Consider the following 22,349-nt stretch of genomic DNA (forward strand, 5'->3'; position numbering starts at 1 on the left):
TTCCTAGATAGAAAAAGCTCGAGCATTGGCTCGAGCTTTTGTTTTTATTCGTTCAGAGCGATGAGAGATTAAGCATCAAGGATGCTTTCTAGCACATCAAACAACATATCCACTTCTTCAATAGTGTTGTAATGCATACAACCAATTCGTACGACCCCACCTGATTCTTCAATGCCAAGCTGACGAACCAAACCAAGTGCATAAAAGTGGCCATTCCAAACACAGATATTGTGCTCACCTAAGGTCTTAGCGATAAACTCTGGTGAATACTTGTCAAATGTTAGGGCAAACGTCGGCGTACGTTGCTGACAATCTTCGCTCTCGATGCCATAGAGTTTCACACCTTCTAGCGCGTCGAGTCGTTGCAAAAAACACTCACTTAAGCGCTGTTCGTGTTGATTGTAAAGCGCGTAACTTTGTTCTAATCGCTGACGAAGTGGTAAGTCGTTGTCGCCAAACTGAGCCAAATATTCCACTGCGGCCGCAACACCAGCAAGGCCTTCGAAGCTTTGTGTCCCCGTTTCAAAACGACCCGGACCAATATTCGTAGCCGGTTCTACTTTATAAGGACGAAGGCTGTGCAACCATTGGTCAGCCACGTAAGCGATACCTACATGCGGTCCAAAGAACTTATAAGCTGAACACGCTAAGAAATCACAGCCCAGCGCTTGTACATCGACTAAGTGGTGAGGAGCATAATGCACGGCATCGACATAAACTTGAGCACCAACACCGTGCGCCATGTCAACTACGCGCTGAATATCGACTATCGATCCCGTGGTGTTTGACGCATATGTCACGGCAACCAAACGTGTTTTTTCTGAAAGCAGGCTTTGTAAGTGCTCAAGATCTAAAGTGCAGTCCGCTTCATTGATTCGAACTTGGCGAACTACCGCTCCTTTGTCTTCTGCTGCTTGTTGCCAGCTTGAAACGTTCGAGTAATGGTCAAGCGCTGAGACAATGATCTCATCCCCTTCTTGCCAATCACGACTGATTGCACGGCTTAACTGGAACGTCAGTGATGTCATGTTCGCGCCAAAGACAATATTACCAGACGAAGGTGCATTCAATAGCGCTTGTGCCGACTCGCGCGCACCCTGCATGGCATCGACTGTAGCTTGGCTAGAGAAGTAATGCCCACCCAAGTTGGAATTAAAACGCCCAAGGTAGCCGACCATTGAATCAAGCACAGATTGAGGGACTTGCGAGCCACCTGGCCCATCAAAAAACGTAACTGGTTTGTCATTATGATACTGAGCCAGCGCAGGAAACTGTTCTCTGATTTGATTAAGATTGAAGTTCATTACGTTTGTCCGTTGCGGTTAATACAAAGACATCCATGTGGCCTGCTTGGTCATCAATCACAGAACGAATTGGACAGGCGTTGTGCCAAAGTTTGCTGTCAGCCAACATCGCCACTTCCCCGTTTTCTAATACTTTGCGGAAAAATGGGGCTTGGTTATGGCTGCTGTATAGCATGATGTCACCACCAATGATGTTGTGACGACCAACACCAACCATCGCGATATGATCAAATCCGTCTTGGTGCACACCTTCTGGCGCGACCTGCGTTTCGCTATCTAATGCAGTGATTCGAATCTGGTGAATTTCGATTTCTTGACCATTTGGAAGGTGGTTCGCGCTCACGAATAGCGCACACATTTCGCGAAAGCCTTCACTTGCTAAAATGTCTTTCTCGATAGGTTCAAATTGACGAATGACATCACCCTGAAATCGGTTGATATCTGAAGACTGTACAAAGCTGTTCTTGTTCAAATCTATCACTTGTCCATCTTCAAAACTCACGACTGAGTAGCGTCGTAATCGATATTGCCCATCAGCGTGCTCAGTATGAGGTAACGCTTCAAATGAAGGCGAAAGTTGCTCAATTGCTGCCATACTGAGCTGAGTTAAATGTAGAGTGTTCTCACGCGAATGTAACATCATTGACTCCTTTAATGAGGCACATTTAATTAACATTTAATTTACAACATAGATTACGCAAATATTCTGCAATTGCCAGCTTTTAACGTTGATAGCTTCAACATAAATAAAAAAACGAGATGAAAACCCACAAACAAAAGCTAAATTAGGTATATGTTTTAGATTAAAGCTTACGCAACATTTGAAACTAGATTTCTCTACTGCAAATAGAATTTTATGCTGGATTGAGACAATTTCTATCACGCGATAGTGAGTTCTAATCTATAACCATTTATTCGATCTCAATCGCCGTTTATGCTTTTAAAGCTATAAGAATTTCCATACAATCGAGAGAAATGTTCAGCCCTCTTTGGAGCCACAATGAGCGACGTAAAACACTGTAAACTATTAATTCTTGGTTCTGGTCCAGCAGGTTACACCGCGGCAGTATACGCAGCGCGCGCGAATCTAAACCCTGTGCTTGTGACGGGAATGCAACAAGGTGGTCAGCTAACCACTACAACAGAAGTAGAAAACTGGCCAGGTGATGCAGAAGGCCTAACAGGCCCAGCATTAATGGAACGCATGAAAGAACATGCGGAACGTTTCGAAACAGAAATTGTATTCGATCACATCAACGAAGTTGAACTGTCTCAACGTCCATTCCGTTTAAAAGGTGATTCTGGTGAGTACACCTGTGATGCTTTGATCATTTCAACAGGTGCATCCGCTAAATACCTAGGTCTGGAATCAGAAGAAGCGTTCAAAGGTCGCGGCGTATCGGCATGTGCTACGTGTGACGGTTTCTTCTACCGCAACCAAAAAGTAGCGGTTGTCGGCGGCGGTAACACAGCGGTTGAAGAAGCGCTGTACCTATCTAACATCGCATCTGAAGTTCACCTGATCCACCGTCGTGATTCATTCCGTGCTGAGAAGATCCTCATTAATCGTCTTATGGACAAAGTGGAAAATGGCAACATCATTCTTCACACCGATCGCACACTAGATGAAGTTCTGGGCGACGATATGGGCGTAACTGGTGTTCGCATTAAAGATGTAAACACAGGCACAACTGAAGATCTTGAAGTGATGGGCGCGTTTATCGCGATCGGCCACCAGCCAAACACCCAGATCTTTGAAGGCCAGCTAGAAATGAAAGATGGCTACATCGTTGTGAAGTCGGGTCTAGAAGGCAACGCGACGCAAACTAGCATTGAAGGTGTATTTGCAGCTGGTGACGTAATGGATCACAACTATCGTCAAGCAATCACATCAGCAGGTACAGGCTGTATGGCAGCTCTGGATGCGGAACGCTTCCTAGACGCACTTAGTGACAAATAACTTTTCACATTTGTGTCATATCCTTAAAGCCCAGCGGTATTCCCGCTGGGTTTTCTTTTGTATACTACCGCCTCATTAAAACAATTATCATTAAGCCTTCACGATGGATAAGAAAAAGCAAAGCAGCTTGAATAAGTGGCTTAAGCAACAGAGCAAGTTAGCCAAGCGCTGGCTCATGATTGCGATAGGCCTAGGCGTACTTTCAAGCGTGTTTTTATTGGCTCAAGCAGCCCTGCTCGCCTCCATTCTTCACCAATTAATCATCGAACAAGTCGATAAAAGTGAGCTCATTTGGCACTTTGTCGGATTAGTCGGAACCGTCATCGGCCGCGCTGCATGTGCGTGGGGCCGCGAAATTGCGGGCTACCGCTGTGGCGAACAAATCCGAGTTTACATTCGACAGCTCATTTTAGACAAAGTCCACAAGCTGGGGCCTGCTTACATTAAAGGCAAACCAGCAGGCAGTTGGGCAACATTGATTCTAGAGCAAGTTGAGAACATGCAAGACTTCTTCTCTCGCTACTTACCTCAAATGTCGCTGTCGGTATTAGTTCCTTTCATCATTTTGGTTGTGGTATTCCCAGTTAACTGGGCGGCAGGTTTAATCTTCCTTGTGACGGCCCCGCTAGTGCCTATTTTTATGGCATTAGTTGGTATCAAAGCCGCGGAAGCGAACCGTAAAAACTTCAAAGCAATGCAACGCTTGTCCGGTCACTTCTATGACCGATTGCAAGCGATGACGACTATTCGCCTTTTCGACCGTACAAAGTCAGAAACTGAGACCCTAAAAGGGGCATCAGAGGTATTTCGTACCCGCACGATGGATGTACTAAAAATCGCATTCCTTTCTTCTGCGGTACTGGAGTTCTTCACTTCTATTTCTATCGCTATTACTGCGGTTTACTTCGGCTTCAGTTACATCGGTGAATTGAACTTTGGTTACTACGGTGCTGGCGTCACCTTGTTTGCTGGCCTGTTCATCCTGATTTTAGCTCCTGAGTTTTACCAACCACTTCGAGATCTCGGCACTTTCTATCACGCGAAGCAACAAGCGGTGGGCGCTGCCGAAAGTATTGTCGAGTTTCTTGAACTAGAGGTCGATCAAGTGAAAGATGGAACTCAATCTCTTGAACAGAACACACCAATTCAAATCGAAGCTCAAGATTTGGTTGTTTTCAGCCCTGAAGGCAAACAATTGGCCGGCCCTCTGTCATTTTCATTGGAAGCCAATCAAAGCACTGCGCTTGTTGGCCCAAGTGGCGCAGGTAAAACCAGTTTGGTTAATACCATTCTTGGCTTTATGCCATACAAGGGCAGTTTGAAAATTAACGGCTGCGAGTTGTCTCAACTTGATCTATCGACTTGGCGCGAAGCTGTCAGCTGGATAGGCCAAAACCCAATGTTATTGCACGGCAGCATTCGTGATAACGTCACGCTTGGTAAACACGATATTCCAGACACACAAGTGAATACAGTGCTCAACGATTCTTACGCAGCAGAGTTTGTTGAAATGCATGGCCTGGATTACGCAATCTCTGACCGTTCAGGCGGTTTATCTGTAGGACAAGCTCAACGTCTTGCACTTGCGCGAGCAATGCTACAAAACGGCCGTTTCTGGTTGCTTGACGAACCGACGGCAAGCTTGGATGCGCGCAGTGAAAAACTGGTGATGGAGGGAATTAATAAGTATATACAATCCACCACTAACTTGATGATCACTCACCAACTTGCGCCTTTGCAAAACGTTTCACAAATTCTCGTGATGCAAGATGGTCAAATCGTACAACGTGGCGACTACGCTACCCTAGCCTCACAAGAAGGTTTGTTTAAAGACATGTTAGCTGCCAACCTAGCGCAGCGTGAATCAGACAAGGGGAACCTAGATGCGTGATTTACTCCCTTATCTAAAACTGTATAAAAAACATTGGTTCAGTTTGTCGCTGGGTATGCTATTGGCGTTCCTAACACTTGCTGCATCTGTTGGCTTGCTCACTCTGTCTGGTTGGTTTATCTCCGCAGCAGCAGTGGCAGGTTTAACCGTTGCGCGTGAAACCTTCAACTACATGCTGCCAGGTGCTGGCGTGCGCGGTGCCGCAATGGCACGAACAGCTGGCCGTTGGGGTGAGCGCGTTGTAAGCCACAATGCGACATTTAAGTTGCTAACAGACTTGCGCATCTTCTTCTTCAAGAAACTTGCTCCGCTGATCCCAGGCCGAGTGTCAACAATGCGCGATGCTGATCTGCTGAACCGTCTAGTAGCCGATGTGGACGCAATGGATCACGTTTATCTGCGACTTGTCAGCCCAGTCATTATTGGCATCTTTGGCATTCTGAGTTTAACCGCAGTCTTAGCGTTCTTTGACTGGCATCTTGCGCTACTTTTAGGCTCAATTCTTACGATCATGCTTTTGGTGTGGCCAGTGCTTTTTTACAAACTGGGCAAAAACAATGGTGAGCACTTAACGCATAACAAAGCTCAGCTTCGTGTCGCAACACTCGATTGGCTACAAGGCTATAGCGAGCTGAGTATTTTTGGTGCAGAAGAACGCTACCGTAACCTGATTCTTGAAAAGCAAAAACAACTGCTTTCAAACCAGTTTGTAAACGCTAATCTGACTGGTATGGCGTCAGGACTTCTGATGTTGGTGAACGGCCTGACTTTAGTTGTCATGCTTTGGTTTGCTGCTGATGGTGTTGGTGGTCGGGCACCTGATCCTTGGATCGCCCTATTCGCTTTTGCAACAATGGCAAGTTTTGAAATTTTGATGCCTATTGCGGGTGCGTTCCAATACCTAGGTCAAACGCTGACTTCTGCCCGTCGCTTGAACGAAGTGATTCTTGCTGAGCCTGATGTTGTCTTCCCTAAGCTATCTAAACGCGAAGAAAAACCACTGGATATCGAGTTCGACAATATTGATTTTGCATACCCTGATGGACAACAGAAAGTGCTGAAAGACCTTTCGCTTTCACTTCCTTTAGGCTCAAAAACCGCAATTGTTGGTCAAACGGGTTCAGGCAAATCGACTCTGATTCAACTACTTTGTCGCTACTGGGATGTAAACCAAGGTGAGGTTCGCATTGGTGGCGCTTCACTAAAAGATTGGTGCGAATCCGATCTGCGCTCAGCAATTACCGTAGTGAGCCAACGAGTAGATGTGTTAAACGGCACACTACGTGACAACTTGTTAATGGCGTCACCAAATGCGACTGATGAGCAACTGGCGGAGATCCTAACGAAAGTAGAACTGGGTGCACTGCTTGAAGAGCCGGGTCTTGATGCTTGGTTGGGTGATGGCGGTCGTCAGCTTTCTGGTGGCGAGAAACGTCGTATTGGTATTGCGCGAGCGTTACTACGAGATGCTCCGATTTTGCTTCTTGATGAGCCAACCGAAGGCCTCGACAAGCGTACCGAACAAAAAATCATGGCGCTTTTCAACGAGTATTTTGCCAACAAGACGGTTGTGTTCATCACTCACCGACTCATCGAATTAGAGAACATGGACAACATTTGCCTTATGGAACAGGGCGAGATCATTGAGCAAGGCGACCATCAAACGCTACTCGCTCAACGCGGTCGTTATTACCAGTTGCTTCAATCTCTATAAGTAAGACTAAAAAAGCTCATCTTCGGATGAGCTTTTTCATTGACTAACTCAAAAAATTTGAAGAACGCTCTAACGACCAGACTTCGCCAAGTAAGCTGACATTTCAGCTTCTGGCACCATCCCTCCCCCGGTCGCCCAAACTAAGTGTGTGGCATTTTTCAAACGTTCATCCGTAAGCTGTAAACGAGTCTGGTAGTGTAGAGAACTCGAGACATGCACCGCGCCCATCATTCCGGCTAATGCAGAGGGCTCCAAATTGATGCCTTCTCGTTCGCTCAACTCTCCTAAAAGCTGATACATACGTTCGTCCGTCACTGTGTAGTAACCATCAATTAGCCGCTCCATGGCTCGCCCAACAAAACCAGAAGGACGACCAACTGCCAAGCCATCTGCCGCGGTGAGATTATCTATACCAATATCTTGCACCGCTATCTCATCATGCAAACCCGTATGTACTCCCAACAACATGCAAGGAGAATGTGTTGGCTCAGCGAAGATGCAATGCACGTGGTCACCAAAGGCCACCTTTAGCCCAAAAGCAACACCACCTGGCCCACCACCAACACCGCATGGTAAATACACAAACAGTGGATGACGTTCATCAACCACAATACCTAAATCATCAAATTGTTGTTTTAAGCGTTCACCTGCAACCGAGTAACCTAGGAACAAGGTTTGTGAGTTTTCATCATCGATAAAAAGGCAGTTGGGATCGCTCTCTGCCTGTTTTCGACCTTGCTCAACCGCAACACCATAATCTTGCTCGTACTCAACCACGTTGACACCGTGTGATCGAAGTTTGTTTTTCTTCCACTCTCTCGCATCGGCGGACATATGAACCGATACTGAAAAACCAAGCTTGGCACTCATCATGCCTATCGACATGCCTAGGTTTCCCGTTGAACCAACCGCGATGCTGTATTGTTGGAAAAATTGTCGGAACTCACCACTCAGCAGCTTGCTGTAATCATCACTCTCACTTAACAACCCTGCGACAATCGCCAGTTTTTCTGCATGAACTAACACTTCATAAATGCCACCACGGGCTTTTATCGAGCCGGATATTGGTAAGTGACTATCAAGCTTGAGCATGAGGCGACCGAATATTGGGACGTTGTACTGAGTTTCCAAAGCCGCTTTCATCTTTGTAATGTCCACTACAGGCGACTCAATGAGACCAGAAGCGGCTTTGGTTTCAGGAAAAGCTTTCATAAGATAAGGAGCAAAGCGCTTGAGCCTTGCACTCGCGGAATGAATATCTTCTGCGTTCAATCCGACGTGTGGCAAACCTTCTTCAAGCGAGGTCACGTTGGGATTAAACCAGCAAACTTCATCTAGGTTGATCAGTTGCTCTACAAGTGGGAATTGTTTTTTAAGCACTTCCAAATTCAACTTGTTCATATCCTCTATCCTGCAATTCGTTCTTTAAAATCTTCTATTCAATTGGTTACGCACATAAACAAAAGCGCCGCAATTGCGACGCTTTTAACTCATTCAATTTGTGCTCTATGCGTAGTTTTGCTCGAACTCTTTCATGAAGTCGACCAACGCTTGCACACCTTCTAGCGGCATTGCATTGTAAATCGATGCGCGCATACCGCCCACCACACGGTGACCTTTTAGCGCTTTTAGTCCTTTTGCATCTGCAAGCTCAAGGAAAGTCGCGTCAAGTTCAGGCTTCGCTAATTGGAAAGGAACGTTCATTAATGAACGGTTCGATGGATGAACGCCGTTGCGGTAGAAATCAGACTGATCAATGTAATCGTAAAGCAGTTTTGCTTTTTCGCGATTCACTGTTTCAATGCTCTTAACCCCACCTTGTGCTTTAAGCCATTTGAAAACAAGGCCAGACAAGTACCAAGCAAACGTTGGTGGCGTATTAAACATCGATTCTTTTTCAGCAAGAACTTTGTAATCAAGAATACTTGGCAGCACTTGTTTCGCCATGCCGAGTAGATCGTCACGAACAATCGCGATGGCAATACCTGATGGACCAATGTTTTTCTGAGCGCCCGCGTAAATCACACCGTATTTCGATACGTCGATTTCACGAGAAAGAATTGTCGAAGACATATCAGCAACAATTGGTTTGTCGGTGATTGGAAGATCATTGATTTCGAGGCCATCGATGGTTTCATTTGGGCAGAAGTGAACATAAGCCGCTTCTGGGGCAATTTTCCATTCGCTTGCAGGTAGAACAGCGACTTTACCGTCAATCTCTGTTTTGGCATCAAATACGTCAGGTTCGCAGTACTTCTTCGCCTCTTCGACTGCACTTTCAGCCCAGTAACCACCATCGATGTAGGTTGCAGTTTCTGCCTCACCAAGTAAGTTTAGCGGAACAGCGGCAAACTGAGCACGAGCACCACCTTGGCAGAACAGTACTTTGTAGTTGTCTGGAATATTCAGCAAATCACGTAAATCTTGCTCTGCTTCTTCTGCAACTTTGATGAACTCTTTACTTCGGTGGCTGATTTCCATTACCGAAGTACCAAGACCTTGCCAGTCGATCAGTTCCTGTTGTGCTTGCTGCATGACAGCTTTTGGCAAAGCCGCTGGCCCTGCACTGAAGTTAAATACGTTGTCCGTATTTTGTTCCATGATGCTCATTGCTCCTGCTATGTAAATATTACGAAATTAATATCACGTTTTTATGGCGATAAAAACAAGAAAAGAGGTCTTAAGACCTCTTTTAAACTGAAAACGTCAAATTAACGGAAAGCTCTAATCGTAATCGGCTTATTTCTGCATCAACGCGGGCATTAACAGACCAATCAATGGAAATTCATGACCATTTTCAAACTTAAGCTTGCCTTCACCGATTTGAGCTTTAAGTTCATAACCACCATCGACTTTTTCAATCAACTCCATGATCAAAAGCTCATCAATGCCTTCTTGGATAAATGGATAGTGTTCAACAAGTTCATCTGAGAAGTAAGTACTCAATTCGCCGTTTGTTGCGGTCATCAACTTCATTGGGTCTTGCGTGATATGGTCTGTACCTTGAGGGACAGATAATTGCCACTCGTTGCGGAATTTACCTTCACCAAACGCCAAAGAAAGCTCATTAACTGAAAGCTTAAAGCCCTTACTAAATAGCATGTCGATGTGAGGCATTAACTCGGACACCTGTTGTTCATCAAGTACTGGTGAGCTTTGATAGATCGACATAATTTGATCGAACGAATTACTGTCTACATCTGCAATAGCAAAATTCAACTTAAAGTTATCAACATCAGTGCCATCCGTTAGGCGCATTTTTTGAGCATTAATGTTCAATTGGCTGTTTAGCTTCTCACCGGTTTCGTCATTCGACGTGTTACCGCTGTAGCTCGCCTTTTCAATCAAAAATACCTGTTTAAGCGATGAATCAACCACATCTAACTTTTCTAGAGAAAAGGTTTGTTCACCAAGCCAATAACCTTTCGCTTGCTTACCCTTACCTTGTCCACTCAGATCATTCAGGTGTAGCTCGTCACCATTTTCAAAATCGACTTGAACCGAAGGAATCGATACTTGGTACTTCAAATCACCGAGCACGGTAACATCGCCAGTCACTTGCGCAGGACTTGTCGAAACCGATACGCCTTGCGCTTCATTGCGATAGTTCCAGCTGTCTAAATCCAACGTAAACGCAGTGTTACCATTAAGCTGTGTTTTGCTATGCATGGTAAGCGGGAGAAAATCGTTATCCACCAGCTTAGAGTCTGCTGTCAGGCTAGTTAAACCATGGCTTACATCACTCGTGACTTCGAACATAATCGGCAAACCATCGCGTTCAAACTGTGTTTTCAGTTCAGGGTCAACCACTGAGTATCGAGTTAATACAACGGAAGAAAGGTAGCCGCGTTGGTATTCAACAACTTCGCCTTTGATCATCTTATCGTTCATATTGGCGATACCGTCTTCAATGATCGACTGACCAATTTGACCAACCGCAAGCGGCCAACACAACGCCAATGAGATTGCACCACCGATGGCGCCTAGTTTTTTTAAGTTTTGCATAACATCACTTTTCAGGTATTTGCGCTCAGTCTACCCCAAACCATTAACGGATAAAACATTGAGATAAATCAGACTATTGATGCTAATTCTAGTCCATTAGTCAGGAATCATACGCAGCTCGCACTCATTACGCCGTTTTATTGATAAAGTTTGCTTGGCCAAGTTTTAACCGGAGCTCAACCACCTGTGAATCGTTACGCTGTATTGTGTCTCGACAATAATCCAATCAGTGCTGAGCAGTTTCGATTGGAACTGTCGGCTTTCTCAAGCAAATTTGATATTTTTTCTGTCGAGTCGATAGAAGAAGCGCAAAGCGCGTTGGAATATCTTGAAGAAAGAGAACAAACTGTCGCGTTAGTGATCGCCAGCCATCACGCGCACTTTAATGGTGTGGATTTTCTCATTGGGCTGGACAAAACACCGCACACCGAGCGCGCTCGTAAAATTCTCATCAGTTGCTCTTCAGATATTGACGCGATACTCACTGCCGTCAATGAAGGTCGTTTGGATCATTGTTTGACCAAGCCTCTACCAGATAACGTCCTTTTTAATACCGCTCAAAAAGAGCTGACACAGTTTATCTTACGTAATTGCAAAGAAGACTTGCTCAGTTATAGCCAAATCTTGGACCAGCACAAATTGCTACGTGCTCATATCGAAAATCAGATGAGCAATTACCAAGCCGGTTTCTTACACGACTATCACTCGATGTCTGATAATGAACTGGCAGAACAAGTAATCTCTGCCTTGCAACAATTTTTCAAAGAAAATGACGAAACAAAAGCTTGTCGAACCTACTCTCCTGAGCATTTGCTGACGGTTGAAGGAGAACCTAACAGCTTTTTATGGTTCATAACCAGCGGAGAAGTGGCGCTCTACAAAAGAGACGAACAAGGTATGCAGCGAGAAGTGGTTCGCCATACCAAAGGGAACATTGTCGGCGGCATGTCATTTGTGACAGGGGAATGCTCCTTTTCTACTGCACTTACGCTTACCGAAACAGAAGTAATTAAACTTGATAGAAATGTGTTCCGTAAAGTAATGCAGAGTGACTCAAACCTTCTCCCCCTATTTACGAACTTACTTCTTCGTCATTTCAATCGCCGATTACAGAGAAGCATCAACACAAAATTACAATTGCAGAAAACACTCGAATCACTTGAATCTGCTCATCAACAACTGATTGAAAGAGAAAAAATGGCCATGCTCGGCCAGTTGGTTGCGGGCGTGGCCCATGAGCTGAACAACCCAATAGCTGCGATTTTGCGTGGTGTAGAAAACCTCACTCATACCCTCGAAGGGCTATTAACTCAACTTCCGACAGCAGAAGTACAAATCAAAGGCGTTCAGCTTCTAACCAGAGCTCAAACTGCCAAGCCAGCCTCGACTGCCGAACTGCGCTCACGCGTCAAAGAACTCAACAGTACGTTACCTGATCGCGCCATTGCCAAAAAAGTCGTCAATTTAGGCCTAGAGAGCGATTCCGAACTCGTTTCCCAACTCGCCAAGAAGAAAGACAATGCCTCCTCTACGCTAGAGACGTTAGAACAATACCATCAAGCAGGTGCTTCTCTCCGTTCTATCAATGTTTGTGCCGCTCGCATCGCTGACATGGTGAAGAGCCTAAAAGGCTACGCGAGATCTGATGATGAACGCATGCACTACGCCGATATTCATGAAGGCATCGAAGACACTTTAGTGATTTTCGAAAACAAGCTAAAGGTACATCAAGTTTCAACAGATTACGCCCCACTTCCACGTATGCTTTGCCAACCTATTGCATTGCAACAAGTGTGGACAAACCTAATTTCTAATGCGATTGACGCCTTTCCTGACAAAGGATCGTTAAAAATACAAACGAGAGAAGTTAAAAAAAACCAACAGCGTTATGCCGTGATTTCATTTGAAGATAATGGATGCGGTATTCCGGATTCGCAGAAAAAAGCAATTTTTGAACTCAACTTTACAACCAAAAAAGAAGGCAACTTTGGCTTAGGTATTGGACTGTCTATTTGCCAACAAATCGTTGCAGCACACAAAGGCTGGGTTGATGTTCAATCGGAACTCAATGCCTTTACTTGCATGACCGTCTGGTTACCAGTCATTGAAGAAGGAGATGAAACATGACTAAGTATCTGATTTTATGTGTCGATGACGAACGAGAAGTCTTGGATAGTGTCCTTCAAGATTTAGCACCATTCGAAGAACATTTCATCGTTGAGGGCGCAGAGTCCGTTACGGAAGCAAAGCAAGTGATTGAAGAGATGGCGGAAGAAGAAGTTCAGCTTGCGCTGATTTTGTGCGACCACATCATGCCAGAACAAACGGGCATCAGCTTTCTTATAGAACTGAGTCAAAATGGTGACACCAAAGCAGCAAGAAAAGTGCTCCTAACCGGACAAGCGGGTCTTGAAGACACCGTTGAAGCGGTAAACCATGCTAGCTTAGATTATTACATTGCCAAGCCTTGGAAAGGTGAAGATCTAAGACAAGCCATTACATCCCAGCTAACAGCCTTTGTTATTGAAAATGATGACAATTTGTTGTCTTGGACGACGATTCTCGATTCAGAAGCAATCTTGAATGCAATGGCAGATCGCAGAGCCAGCTTCGGAGAGTAATAGTTGAGAATAGCTCTCTAGCAACTAGTGGCGCGCTTTTTGCTTTTGTTACGTCACCATTAAGTCAATTGACAAAACCTCGACACATTTTTGTTGGTCGTAGACCTTCGTTTTTATTATGATGTCGGACAAATCAGATTACGGTTCAAGCATTTGCCTGAATCCATGGAAATAAAGAACAAGGTTTATCGTTAGTTATGCGTAAAACACTATTAGCCGCTGCCCTATTAATGGCATCAAGCCATGCCCTAGCCGCAGACCGCAACGCGCCTGCAACTATGAGCAACTTTAGCTACGATTATTTCGAAGCTCGTATCGGCGCAAGCCCTGTGACATTTGGTGCTGGCTTCAGCAAATCTATTCACCCGAATGCGCACGTTATTGCTCGTATCGACTCTGAGTTTGATAGCGACTTTGATTCTGCTGCAGGTTTTGGCTTTCACTCACCGCTAAACAACTGGGCAGACCTTACAGGTGAAATGCTAATGCGTGTGGTTCAGCCAACAAGCTCAAGCAGCACAGATGTTGGTATGGAGCTAAACCTAGGCGTTCGCCAATGGCTTGGTCCTCAACTTGAAGTGGGTGGTAAAGTTGGTTACGTTTCAATCGACAACGATGACGATTGGACAGGTTCTGCTTACGCGCGCTTCCATTCAACAGAGCTTTTCTCTCTTGGTGCTGAAGCTCGCATCAACGATTTCTACGGTGATCAAATAATGTTCACTACACGCTTCAAGTTCTAATTGGCGTAAAAAAGCAAAACCGAGGCAATTGCCTCGGTTTTTTTATTCATAAAATGACTAACTCAAATGAAGTGGTCAAAAACATCAACATCCCTTTTCTGCTTTTAACACTTACTTTTCTGACTCGCTAACTCCATTAGAAACGAGTCAATCATTGTGTGGTTCAGTTGCCTTATTCACACAGTGCCAGTAACTGTTTTTTGCGCGGCTCTTGGATTAGTTTCCAGTGCACACCATCAATGGCACCAGCAAACTTCCACAGCAGTTTAACGTCAACATCATTGCCGTAAGCAACTCTTACTTTGTTGAACACTTCAACTGGACCAAGTTCCAAAAAGGTTTCAACATCATCAATACCCGCCTTTTTAACCATGCGCTCTAATGTAAGCTGCATGTTCGGTAGATCTCTCAAACGTTTACTTGCAGAAGACTTTTGGTATTTTCGCTCCTTAATTGAGCAATCAATAGATTTGCGTAACAAATCGTCAAGACCAGTAAATCCGGACTCAAATAAATCGGTTACGTCATAATAGTTTACAGTAGCCGTCGTCTGTTTTTTGACGTGCTTGTATTTTTCACAATTAAGCAGAGTAAATTCTTCGTCTAAACCATTACCGCCGCGCAAATAACAGCAATCATTGCTGACAAGCGCAAACATGGCGTCATCGCTAAACAAGCCGATACCACCAAACATAGAACGTTTCTGATACTCATTAAAATTGCGTACATACTTAAAAAAAGCTTGGTCTGTCATGTCCATTGACCTCTTTAATCTGAATAAATTACCCCGATTAGCGATGTCACCAGATAAACAGCAGCTTGTAGCGAATTTAAAATGTCGATTTGTTGGCGATATTTTTGTGAGTTGTGCTCACCAACTTGCTTAATCATACTTAACGTTGAAAAATAAGTTAGGACATAGGTCACATATAAAAAAGTATAAATTCATCATACGTGATTAGTTTCACACTTATTGGGTATTTAGCGATATTTTTTTGACGCATGGCGTGCCAAAAACCACGCATCGTTATGATCCGTATACCATTTATAGAGAACTTAGTACGCATTTCATTGATAATGTTCTTCGGGTAAGGGTACACTGTACGAAAGTTCTCTAACACCACGTCACAATGGAACATCTATCATTTTTTTGGCTACCAAATAACAAAGATAAGCTTATAAAAGCGCTTGAATCTGAATTCGCCCAATTGGTCGAACAATCCATATCTACGGGTAAAATTTCGTTACCACCCATCCCCGATGTAGTCATCAAAATTCAAAAACTTTGTATAGAAGAAAACACCACGGTTTCTGATGTCGCAAATTGCCTTTTAGAAGATCCAGGGTTAGCTGCTATTGTGATTCGCGTAGCCAACTCGGTGATTTTTAACCGAAGAAACATTACTTGTAGTGATTTAACTACCGCCGTCTCTCGTTTAGGCATCTTCCGCGTTCGAGACATCGTGACCGCACAAGCTATCGAGCAATTGAAACACGCGGTCAATCTGAGTAAAGAGTGCAATGACATACTGGTAAAAAGTGCGGCCGTCTCTCGAGAACTTGGCGCCACGATGGTGCTGGTCGTACAAGAATTCCACAAACACGAGCCTTCAGTTTACACACATCTAGAGCTGGAAAAGGCACTTCTAGTTGGCTTATTGGCCGATATTGGCTTGTTCTGCCTCATTAACGAATATCACCTGTATCTGGATAGTGGCAATTACCTCGCCCCTGATATCGCGTTGCAAATATTCCAAACTCGCTGCTCTGCAACCAGTAAGTTAGTGCTAGAACGCTGGGGGTTCGACAACGATTTTCGAGAAGTCTCTTCAAACGAAAAGTTTGTTACCGCTCGTCCAGAAGTCAGTTATTTGGACATTGCTCGAATTGCAAACCACTTATTGATGTTCCGCAATCAAGACGAACGTATTGATGAACATGAAGTGGAATTCAATTTAACAGGTGCAGAGGTCTTGTATGACCTAAGCAATATGAGTGATACTGACTTTCGAAACGAAATCAACGCAGTACTCAGTGCTAGCGGCTTGTAATTAAGTTAACTAACGTCATCCACGATAAACATTAAACTCAAGGTCGAGTGTTGTTTTGTCAGTGGCTTTTGTCTCCGGCTTGTCTCACTAAGGAATTATCAAGTTTTATGTTCTCAGGGATGCTATTCATTTTTGCCCCTCTTGTAGTGGGGTACTTAATTCCTATTTCTCGCGCAGCTTTACTAGAGAAAATTAACCAATCAACTTCATACCTTATTTACGTCATTCTTTCGTTGATGGGTTTAAGTTTAGCTGCCTTAGACAACTTGAGTAGCAACTTGCAGAGTATACTGCTGTACGCTGGTACTTTTTTCGTCTGCTTGAGTGTATGTAACTTACTCGCTCTGCCAATAATCGATAAGATTATTCCGTTGCAGACCAATCACAACCAAAACAAGCTTCCACTTTCTTCTATGGCATTAGAATCAGTAAAACTGATTGTTGTCGTTGGTGGAGGCTTAATTGCTGGTCTCATTTTGCCGATAGGTCTGGAGTGGGTAGACACCGCGAGCGAATGGATCCTCTTCCTTCTGCTCTTTTTCATCGGCATTCAACTCAGAAACAGCGGTTTAACTCTGAGACAGATCTTGCTCAACAAACAAGGCATGGCGATTGCTGCCATTGTTATCGCCACTTGTATGCTCGGCGGCGTTATCGCTTCTGTGATTTTAGACTTACCACTTTATCAAGCATTAGCGATGTCTTCCGGATTTGGCTGGTACTCATTAGCCGGCATTTTGATGGGCGACGCATTTGGTCCTGTGTTTGGTGGGGCATCTTTCCTTATCGAACTCATGCGTGAGTTGATAGCGCTGGTCGCGATCCCACTCTTTATCCGTAGCTACCCTTGTACGGCTATCGGTTATGCGGGCGCAACTGCGATGGACTTTACATTACCTGTGATTCAAACCACAGGTGGCGTCCGCTGCGTCCCTGTCGCTATTGTTAGTGGTTTTATCTTGAGTTTACTTGTGCCCGTTATGATGCTTTTCTTTGTATCACTTGCTAGCTAGATCTCAGGTTTTATCTTTAACATCCATTACAATACGGCAAAAATTTAAATAGCCAGTTAACGTTAAAGTGGTCAGTACGCTGACAACTTATTAATTTGAATTTTGTTATTTAGCCCAACGATTTATACAACAAATCCAATTGATAAGAGCAACATCATTCGATGCGCTTTAACGTTAATGAAGGGATAACAACCAGAAGGAAGAAGAATGAAACGCTTTGTCGTTGCAGCGCTCCTCGCTACAAGCTCAACTTTTACGTTTGCCGCAGATCAACAGTGTCTTGCTAACAAGTACGATGGCTATGTCGATGCTTCACTACAATGGTATCAAGATCTTGTTGATTTAACGGTCTCCCAATATCCTGACTTAAAAGAAGTCAGTCAGTGGTTCTTAGATGGTCGCAAACACCACTTTGAACTTAATCGTGAAGCTGTTCATTACTTTCTTAAAAATGATCCAAGCCGCGTAGCAACAGAACAACCTATCGAAGCTTGGTTAAAGTTAGAGCAACACGATGTCAAACAGCTTGCAAGTCGTAGTGATGATTTAGGCGAAGCCGCTAAGAAAACATTTAGCGATCGTCAATCAACCAATCATCCGAAAAACTACGAACTTCGCTCAGCGTTTGCTGATCTGTTAAGTCACCCTCAACAAATTGACTCGGCACTCAACAAGTACAACCAATCGATTGAGAAGCTTGAAAAACAAAAGTGTGACTAATCGCTAACTGACTCTAAAACCTCCGGTTTAGAGCGATTAGATATGACCACGCTTTCATTTCAGTAACATGGGTTTCAATAATTAAAACGGGACTTTGCGCCCGTTTTAGTTTAGATTGTGCCGCTCGCATTACCAAAATAACTACAAATGATTCTTTGCCATGGTTAAGGAACAAAAAACCGCTGACGTTAGCTTTGAGAGCTTGCTAAAGATCTTCACCGTACCTGAAGGTCCTGATTCTACGTTGACAAAAATTGACGAAAGTCTCTCCCGAAACTTGAACCAATTTCTTCGTGAACACATCGTGGCAGAAGAAAAGCCTTTACGTGAAATCGAGAAAGACTTTTCTTCTGCTCAGATTCCTGAGCAACCTGAATTCGTGTCAGATCACACCGAGCACCTGCTAGACACGTTAGTGTCGCACTCGGTTCACACTTCAGCCCCAAGTTTTATCGGTCACATGACCTCGGCGCTACCCTACTTCTTGATGCCTTTATCCAAGATCATGATCGCGCTAAACCAAAACTTGGTTAAGATCGAAACATCAAAAGCATTTACACCTCTTGAACGTCAAGTTTTAGGGATGTTACACCGCTTAATTTACGGTCAAAACGACAAGTTTTATCGTAAATGGATGCACAGCGCGAACCATTCACTTGGTGCGTTTTGCTCTGGTGGCACAATCGCGAACATTACGGCGCTTTGGGTTGCACGCAATAAAGCGTTGAAAGCAGATGGTGATTTCAAAGGGGTAGAAAAAGAAGGTCTATTCAAAGCCATGAAGCACTATGGCTACGAAGGCCTTGCAGTTCTGGTTTCAGAACGTGGTCACTATTCACTTAAAAAAGCAGCAGACGTACTTGGCTTAGGTCAAGAGGGTTTAGTCGCGGTGAAAACCGATGCAAACAACCGTATTGTTGTTGACGACCTAAAAGCAAAAATTGCCGAGCTTAAAGAACAAAACATCAAACCAATTGCGGTTATCGGTGTCGCTGGCACAACAGAAACGGGGAACGTCGATCCTCTGTCGCAGATCGCTCAAGTGTGCCAAGAGCACAATTGTCACTTCCATGTAGATGCCGCTTGGGGTGGTGCAACGTTGATGTCTAATCATTACCGTCACCTTCTCGAAGGTGTTGAACTGGCTGACTCAGTGACTATCGACGCGCACAAACAACTGTACATCCCTATGGGTGCAGGCATGGTGTTGTTCAAAGACCCAGACGCGATGAAGTCCATTGAACACCATGCGCAATACATCTTACGTAAAGGTTCAAAAGATTTAGGTAGTCATACACTAGAAGGCTCTCGCTCAGGCATGGCCATGTTAGTGTATGCGGCGATGCACATTATTAGTCGCCCAGGCTACGAACTATTGATCGATCAAAGTATCGAGAAAGCGCGCTACTTTGCTGACCTCATCAAACAGCAAGATGACTTCGAACTCGTTTCTGAACCGGAGCTTTGCCTACTGACCTACCGCTATCTACCGCCATTGATTCGTGAAGCGCTAGATAAAGCGGAAGGTACTCAAAAGGAAAAACTAAACGAGCTCATCAACCAGCTCACGCAGTTTATCCAGAAGCGTCAACGTGAAACGGGCAAATCGTTTGTTTCTCGTACAAGACTGAACCCTGACCAATGGCAAAGAATGAACACCATCGTATTCCGAGTGGTACTAGCCAACCCATTGACGACCAGGGATATCTTGAGCTCAGTACTGGACGAACAACGCGAAATCGCCAAACAAGCACCAAGTTTGACAGCAAAAATCGAAGAAATGGCCTCAGATATTTTAGGCGCGTAAGCCTAAGAATGAGTTACATCAACTTGAAAATTTCTTTCTTTTTGATGTAACTCAAACATCATTCTCGTGCGACTGGCGCAACAAAACTACGATTCCACATTCAATTCTGTAGTTTTTACAACATTTTGTTTGAGGCCTGTCAAATTCTCACTAAATAGTAACCGTATTTGGTTTAGCCAGATTGAAGATCAGGTTTATACTGAAACTATGGCGCTGGTAGTTTTCGTTAACGCCCCTCTCTAACTTAGAAACCGATGTGTTTCCACCCGTTAACAGAGCCAGCGAGTTGTTCTCTATACCCTCGTGAACACTATGAATACATTAGAAAAAATTCAAAAAAATCTGGAGAATTTCAGTAAGTCAGAGCGCAAAGTTGCAGAAGTAATTATGGCGTCTCCACAAACTGCGATTCATTCTAGCATTGCAACGTTAGCAAAAATGGCTGACGTGAGTGAGCCCACTGTAAACCGCTTCTGTCGCCGCCTGGATACCAAAGGTTTCCCGGATTTTAAACTTCACTTGGCTCAGAGCCTTGCTAACGGTACGCCATATGTAAACCGTAATGTGGAAGAAGATGACGGCCCAGATGCATACACGCATAAGATTTTCGAATCGACAATGGCATGTTTGGATGTTGCTAAAAATAGCCTAGACCCGATGCAAGTAAACCGTGCGGTTGACTTGCTGACTCAAGCAAAACGTATTTCTTTCTTTGGTCTTGGTGCGTCTTCATCTGTTGCTCGCGATGCTCAAAACAAGTTCATCCGTTTTAATATCCCAATTACTTGTTTTGAAGATATTGTCATGCAACGCATGAGCTGTATTAACTGCAGCGACAACGACGTGATTGTTCTCATTTCTCATACTGGTCGCACGAAAAGCCAAGTTGAAATTGCGAATCTGGCTCGTGAGAACGGTGCAACTGTCATCGCTATCACTGCGAAAGACTCTCCATTAGAGAAAGCAAGTTCACTGGCTATCACTTTAGATATTCCTGAAGATACGGACGTATACATGCCAATGGCAAGCCGTGTCGTTCAAATGACCGTTATCGACGTATTAGCCACAGGCTTTACACTTCGCCGTGGTACAGGTTTCCGCGAAAATCTAAAACGCGTGAAAGATGCCTTAAAAGACAGTCGTTATGACAAGCTAAGTCAGTACTAAGCATTGATTAAGGGGAGCCAATTCGCTCCCCTTTTTATTTTTTCTCGCAACGACTTTACTTGTATTTACTCATTCACACTTGATAAATCGCTTCTCGATTCCAATACCTCTACTGAACTCATGTGCGGCGTGCTTTCTGCAACGCAATCTCCACTGCAATCGCACACCTGTTTTAGTATGAACACCAAACGCTCCTGATTAAGAGGTAAAGGGTTACCTTTAATCGCAACAGACTTAAGCGCATCGTTTGCTACCTGTTCAAACGAAGTTTGGCAAACACCAAACTTACCAAGCAATGGCAATTCTAGCTTATCTAACACCATCTTGACCCAAAGCACGCCGTCATGTTCATTCGCATTCGCTCTGTCCGTGACAAGTTGAGCCAGTTTTCGATAACGATTGATCACATCATTTCTGCCCGCTTGCTTTGCTGCATTGATGTTTTCTTGCATCACATGAGGTGCTAAACGTGCAGTTATCACACTGTGCGGAGCATCAAGTTTCCCACCAAGTGCAGAGGCTAACCCATGAGCAGCGCCCAATTTAGCGTTAGTGATCGCCATCCCTCCAAGCAAAGCCGCAAAAGATAAATCCGAACGAGCCTTATGATTATCCTGCTTGCAGCCTGCAATCACTGATCGACTCAATCGACGAAGCCCTTCTTCGCATACCATGTCAGTGAGAGGATTCGGCTCGCCGCATACATAAGCTTCCATCAGATGCGTAAATGCATCCATAGCGCCTCGTCCAGATGTGTATTGATCAGTCCCATAAGTCAATGTTGGGTCGACAATCGCAACGTCAGCCAACATGTCCGGACTTCTTAAACTTACTTTTACTTTGTCCTGCCCAGACTTAAGAACGGCATTTCTAGTCACTTCTGAGCCAGTACTCGCAGTTGTGGGAATCGCGATGAAGTGAATCGGTTTTGCTTTGAGAGGAACGTTTCTTCCAACTACTTCCACATAATCGTAGACATTACCCTGATTGGGGATGATTGCGGCCAATGCCTTGCCCATGTCGATGACGCTACCACCGCCGATCGCGATGACCATATCAGGTTGAAATTTTCGCCCGAGCACCGCCGTCTCTTCCACCATCGTAATGTTGGGCTCCCCATTGATGGCGACGTGCTGATAACGCATATTTTGAGCTTTGAGATAATTGATGATGGGTGTGGCGCGCTGAGTCTCTTTTCCCGTCACGAGCAAGACGCTATACCCAAATTGATTGATAACTGATAGTGAAGATTGGAGCGCTCCTTCACCGAAAATAATCCGTGTTGCAGTCATAAACTGAAACATACACTTCCTCCCCAAAACGACAACTTTTAATAGATTGCTATGGTTTGCG

The 22,349-nt window shown here is 44.4% G+C and carries 18 protein-coding genes; 11 read left to right on the forward strand and 7 right to left on the reverse strand.

Annotated features, from left to right (window positions below; genetic code table 11):
* Window positions 1-68: 68 nt before the first annotated feature.
* Both ACF8EG_RS21090 and ACF8EG_RS21095 read right to left on the reverse strand, forming a co-directional pair.
* Window positions 69-1,304, reverse strand: coding sequence for a cysteine desulfurase-like protein (locus ACF8EG_RS21090; RefSeq protein WP_069505069.1), 1,236 nt, complete (start codon window positions 1,302-1,304; stop codon window positions 69-71).
* Entirely contained in the window at window positions 1,288-1,944 is a 657-nt protein-coding gene (locus ACF8EG_RS21095; protein WP_015296577.1) for a 2OG-Fe dioxygenase family protein, read from the reverse strand. The genes ACF8EG_RS21090 and ACF8EG_RS21095 overlap by 17 nt, the downstream gene beginning before the upstream one ends.
* Before the next feature lie 360 nt (window positions 1,945-2,304).
* On the opposite strand from ACF8EG_RS21095, the gene trxB reads away from it, so the two are divergent.
* The 3 genes from trxB to cydC all read left to right on the forward strand — a co-directional run bounded on the left by trxB (window position 2,305) and on the right by cydC (window position 6,869).
* Window positions 2,305-3,264, forward strand: a complete 960-nt coding sequence (gene trxB / locus ACF8EG_RS21100; RefSeq protein ID WP_005495561.1) for a thioredoxin-disulfide reductase — start codon at window positions 2,305-2,307, stop codon at window positions 3,262-3,264.
* A 103-nt stretch (window positions 3,265-3,367) separates the two neighbouring features.
* On the forward strand, window positions 3,368-5,155 hold the full coding sequence (gene cydD, locus ACF8EG_RS21105) for a cysteine/glutathione ABC transporter permease/ATP-binding protein CydD (protein ID WP_069505067.1): 1,788 nt from the start codon (window positions 3,368-3,370) through the stop codon (window positions 5,153-5,155).
* On the forward strand, window positions 5,148-6,869 hold the full coding sequence (gene cydC / locus ACF8EG_RS21110; RefSeq protein ID WP_069505065.1) for a cysteine/glutathione ABC transporter ATP-binding protein/permease CydC: 1,722 nt from the start codon (window positions 5,148-5,150) through the stop codon (window positions 6,867-6,869). The genes cydD and cydC overlap by 8 nt, the downstream gene beginning before the upstream one ends.
* Before the next feature lie 69 nt (window positions 6,870-6,938).
* On the opposite strand, the gene ACF8EG_RS21115 is transcribed toward cydC, so the two are convergent.
* The 3 genes from ACF8EG_RS21115 to ACF8EG_RS21125 form a co-directional block, all read right to left on the reverse strand.
* The gene (locus tag ACF8EG_RS21115; protein WP_069505063.1) at window positions 6,939-8,270 is read right to left on the reverse strand and encodes a D-serine ammonia-lyase; all 1,332 of its coding nucleotides are present in this window, start codon (window positions 8,268-8,270) and stop codon (window positions 6,939-6,941) included.
* 105 nt (window positions 8,271-8,375) lie between these two features.
* Complete coding sequence (gene serC, locus ACF8EG_RS21120) at window positions 8,376-9,470, reverse strand: 3-phosphoserine/phosphohydroxythreonine transaminase (protein ID WP_069505061.1); 1,095 nt, start codon at window positions 9,468-9,470, stop codon at window positions 8,376-8,378.
* A 138-nt stretch (window positions 9,471-9,608) separates the two neighbouring features.
* A complete protein-coding gene (locus ACF8EG_RS21125; RefSeq protein ID WP_025525328.1) occupies window positions 9,609-10,874 on the reverse strand; it encodes a DUF945 family protein in 1,266 nt (421 codons plus the stop codon).
* A gap of 186 nt (window positions 10,875-11,060) precedes the next feature.
* Here ACF8EG_RS21125 and ACF8EG_RS21130 point away from each other — a divergent pair, with 186 nt between their 5' ends.
* From ACF8EG_RS21130 to ACF8EG_RS21140, 3 genes are all read left to right on the forward strand, one after another.
* Window positions 11,061-13,001 (forward strand): ATP-binding protein, encoded by a 1,941-nt coding sequence (locus ACF8EG_RS21130; RefSeq protein WP_065969591.1) that lies wholly within the window; start codon window positions 11,061-11,063, stop codon window positions 12,999-13,001.
* Window positions 12,998-13,495 (forward strand): response regulator, encoded by a 498-nt coding sequence (locus tag ACF8EG_RS21135; protein ID WP_005485573.1) that lies wholly within the window; start codon window positions 12,998-13,000, stop codon window positions 13,493-13,495. The genes ACF8EG_RS21130 and ACF8EG_RS21135 overlap by 4 nt, the downstream gene beginning before the upstream one ends.
* Before the next feature lie 197 nt (window positions 13,496-13,692).
* Window positions 13,693-14,238 (forward strand): hypothetical protein, encoded by a 546-nt coding sequence (locus ACF8EG_RS21140; RefSeq protein ID WP_005459590.1) that lies wholly within the window; start codon window positions 13,693-13,695, stop codon window positions 14,236-14,238.
* 172 nt (window positions 14,239-14,410) lie between these two features.
* On the opposite strand, the gene ACF8EG_RS21145 is transcribed toward ACF8EG_RS21140, so the two are convergent.
* The gene (locus ACF8EG_RS21145) at window positions 14,411-14,998 is read right to left on the reverse strand and encodes a TfoX/Sxy family DNA transformation protein (protein WP_005459593.1); all 588 of its coding nucleotides are present in this window, start codon (window positions 14,996-14,998) and stop codon (window positions 14,411-14,413) included.
* Window positions 14,999-15,368: 370 nt separating this feature from the next.
* On the opposite strand from ACF8EG_RS21145, the gene ACF8EG_RS21150 reads away from it, so the two are divergent.
* From ACF8EG_RS21150 to ACF8EG_RS21170, 5 genes are all read left to right on the forward strand, one after another.
* Window positions 15,369-16,289, forward strand: a complete 921-nt coding sequence (locus ACF8EG_RS21150; RefSeq protein WP_069505059.1) for an HDOD domain-containing protein — start codon at window positions 15,369-15,371, stop codon at window positions 16,287-16,289.
* A 107-nt stretch (window positions 16,290-16,396) separates the two neighbouring features.
* The gene (locus ACF8EG_RS21155; RefSeq protein WP_005483516.1) at window positions 16,397-17,302 is read left to right on the forward strand and encodes a lysine exporter LysO family protein; all 906 of its coding nucleotides are present in this window, start codon (window positions 16,397-16,399) and stop codon (window positions 17,300-17,302) included.
* A gap of 207 nt (window positions 17,303-17,509) precedes the next feature.
* Complete coding sequence (locus tag ACF8EG_RS21160) at window positions 17,510-18,022, forward strand: hypothetical protein (protein ID WP_005485575.1); 513 nt, start codon at window positions 17,510-17,512, stop codon at window positions 18,020-18,022.
* A gap of 160 nt (window positions 18,023-18,182) precedes the next feature.
* Window positions 18,183-19,829, forward strand: a complete 1,647-nt coding sequence (gene panP, locus ACF8EG_RS21165; RefSeq protein WP_015296574.1) for a pyridoxal-dependent aspartate 1-decarboxylase PanP — start codon at window positions 18,183-18,185, stop codon at window positions 19,827-19,829.
* Window positions 19,830-20,141: 312 nt separating this feature from the next.
* Window positions 20,142-20,996: a MurR/RpiR family transcriptional regulator gene (locus tag ACF8EG_RS21170; RefSeq protein WP_005483567.1), complete on the forward strand. Its 855-nt coding sequence runs from the start codon at window positions 20,142-20,144 to the stop codon at window positions 20,994-20,996.
* 65 nt (window positions 20,997-21,061) lie between these two features.
* Here the strand turns inward: ACF8EG_RS21170 and ACF8EG_RS21175 are convergent, their stop codons facing one another.
* On the reverse strand, window positions 21,062-22,300 hold the full coding sequence (locus ACF8EG_RS21175) for an iron-containing alcohol dehydrogenase (RefSeq protein WP_024699881.1): 1,239 nt from the start codon (window positions 22,298-22,300) through the stop codon (window positions 21,062-21,064).
* Between the last annotated feature and the right edge of the window lie 49 nt (window positions 22,301-22,349).

This window comes from Vibrio sp. YQ_11 (assembly GCF_043103065.1).
GTDB lineage: Bacteria > Pseudomonadota > Gammaproteobacteria > Enterobacterales > Vibrionaceae > Vibrio > Vibrio parahaemolyticus.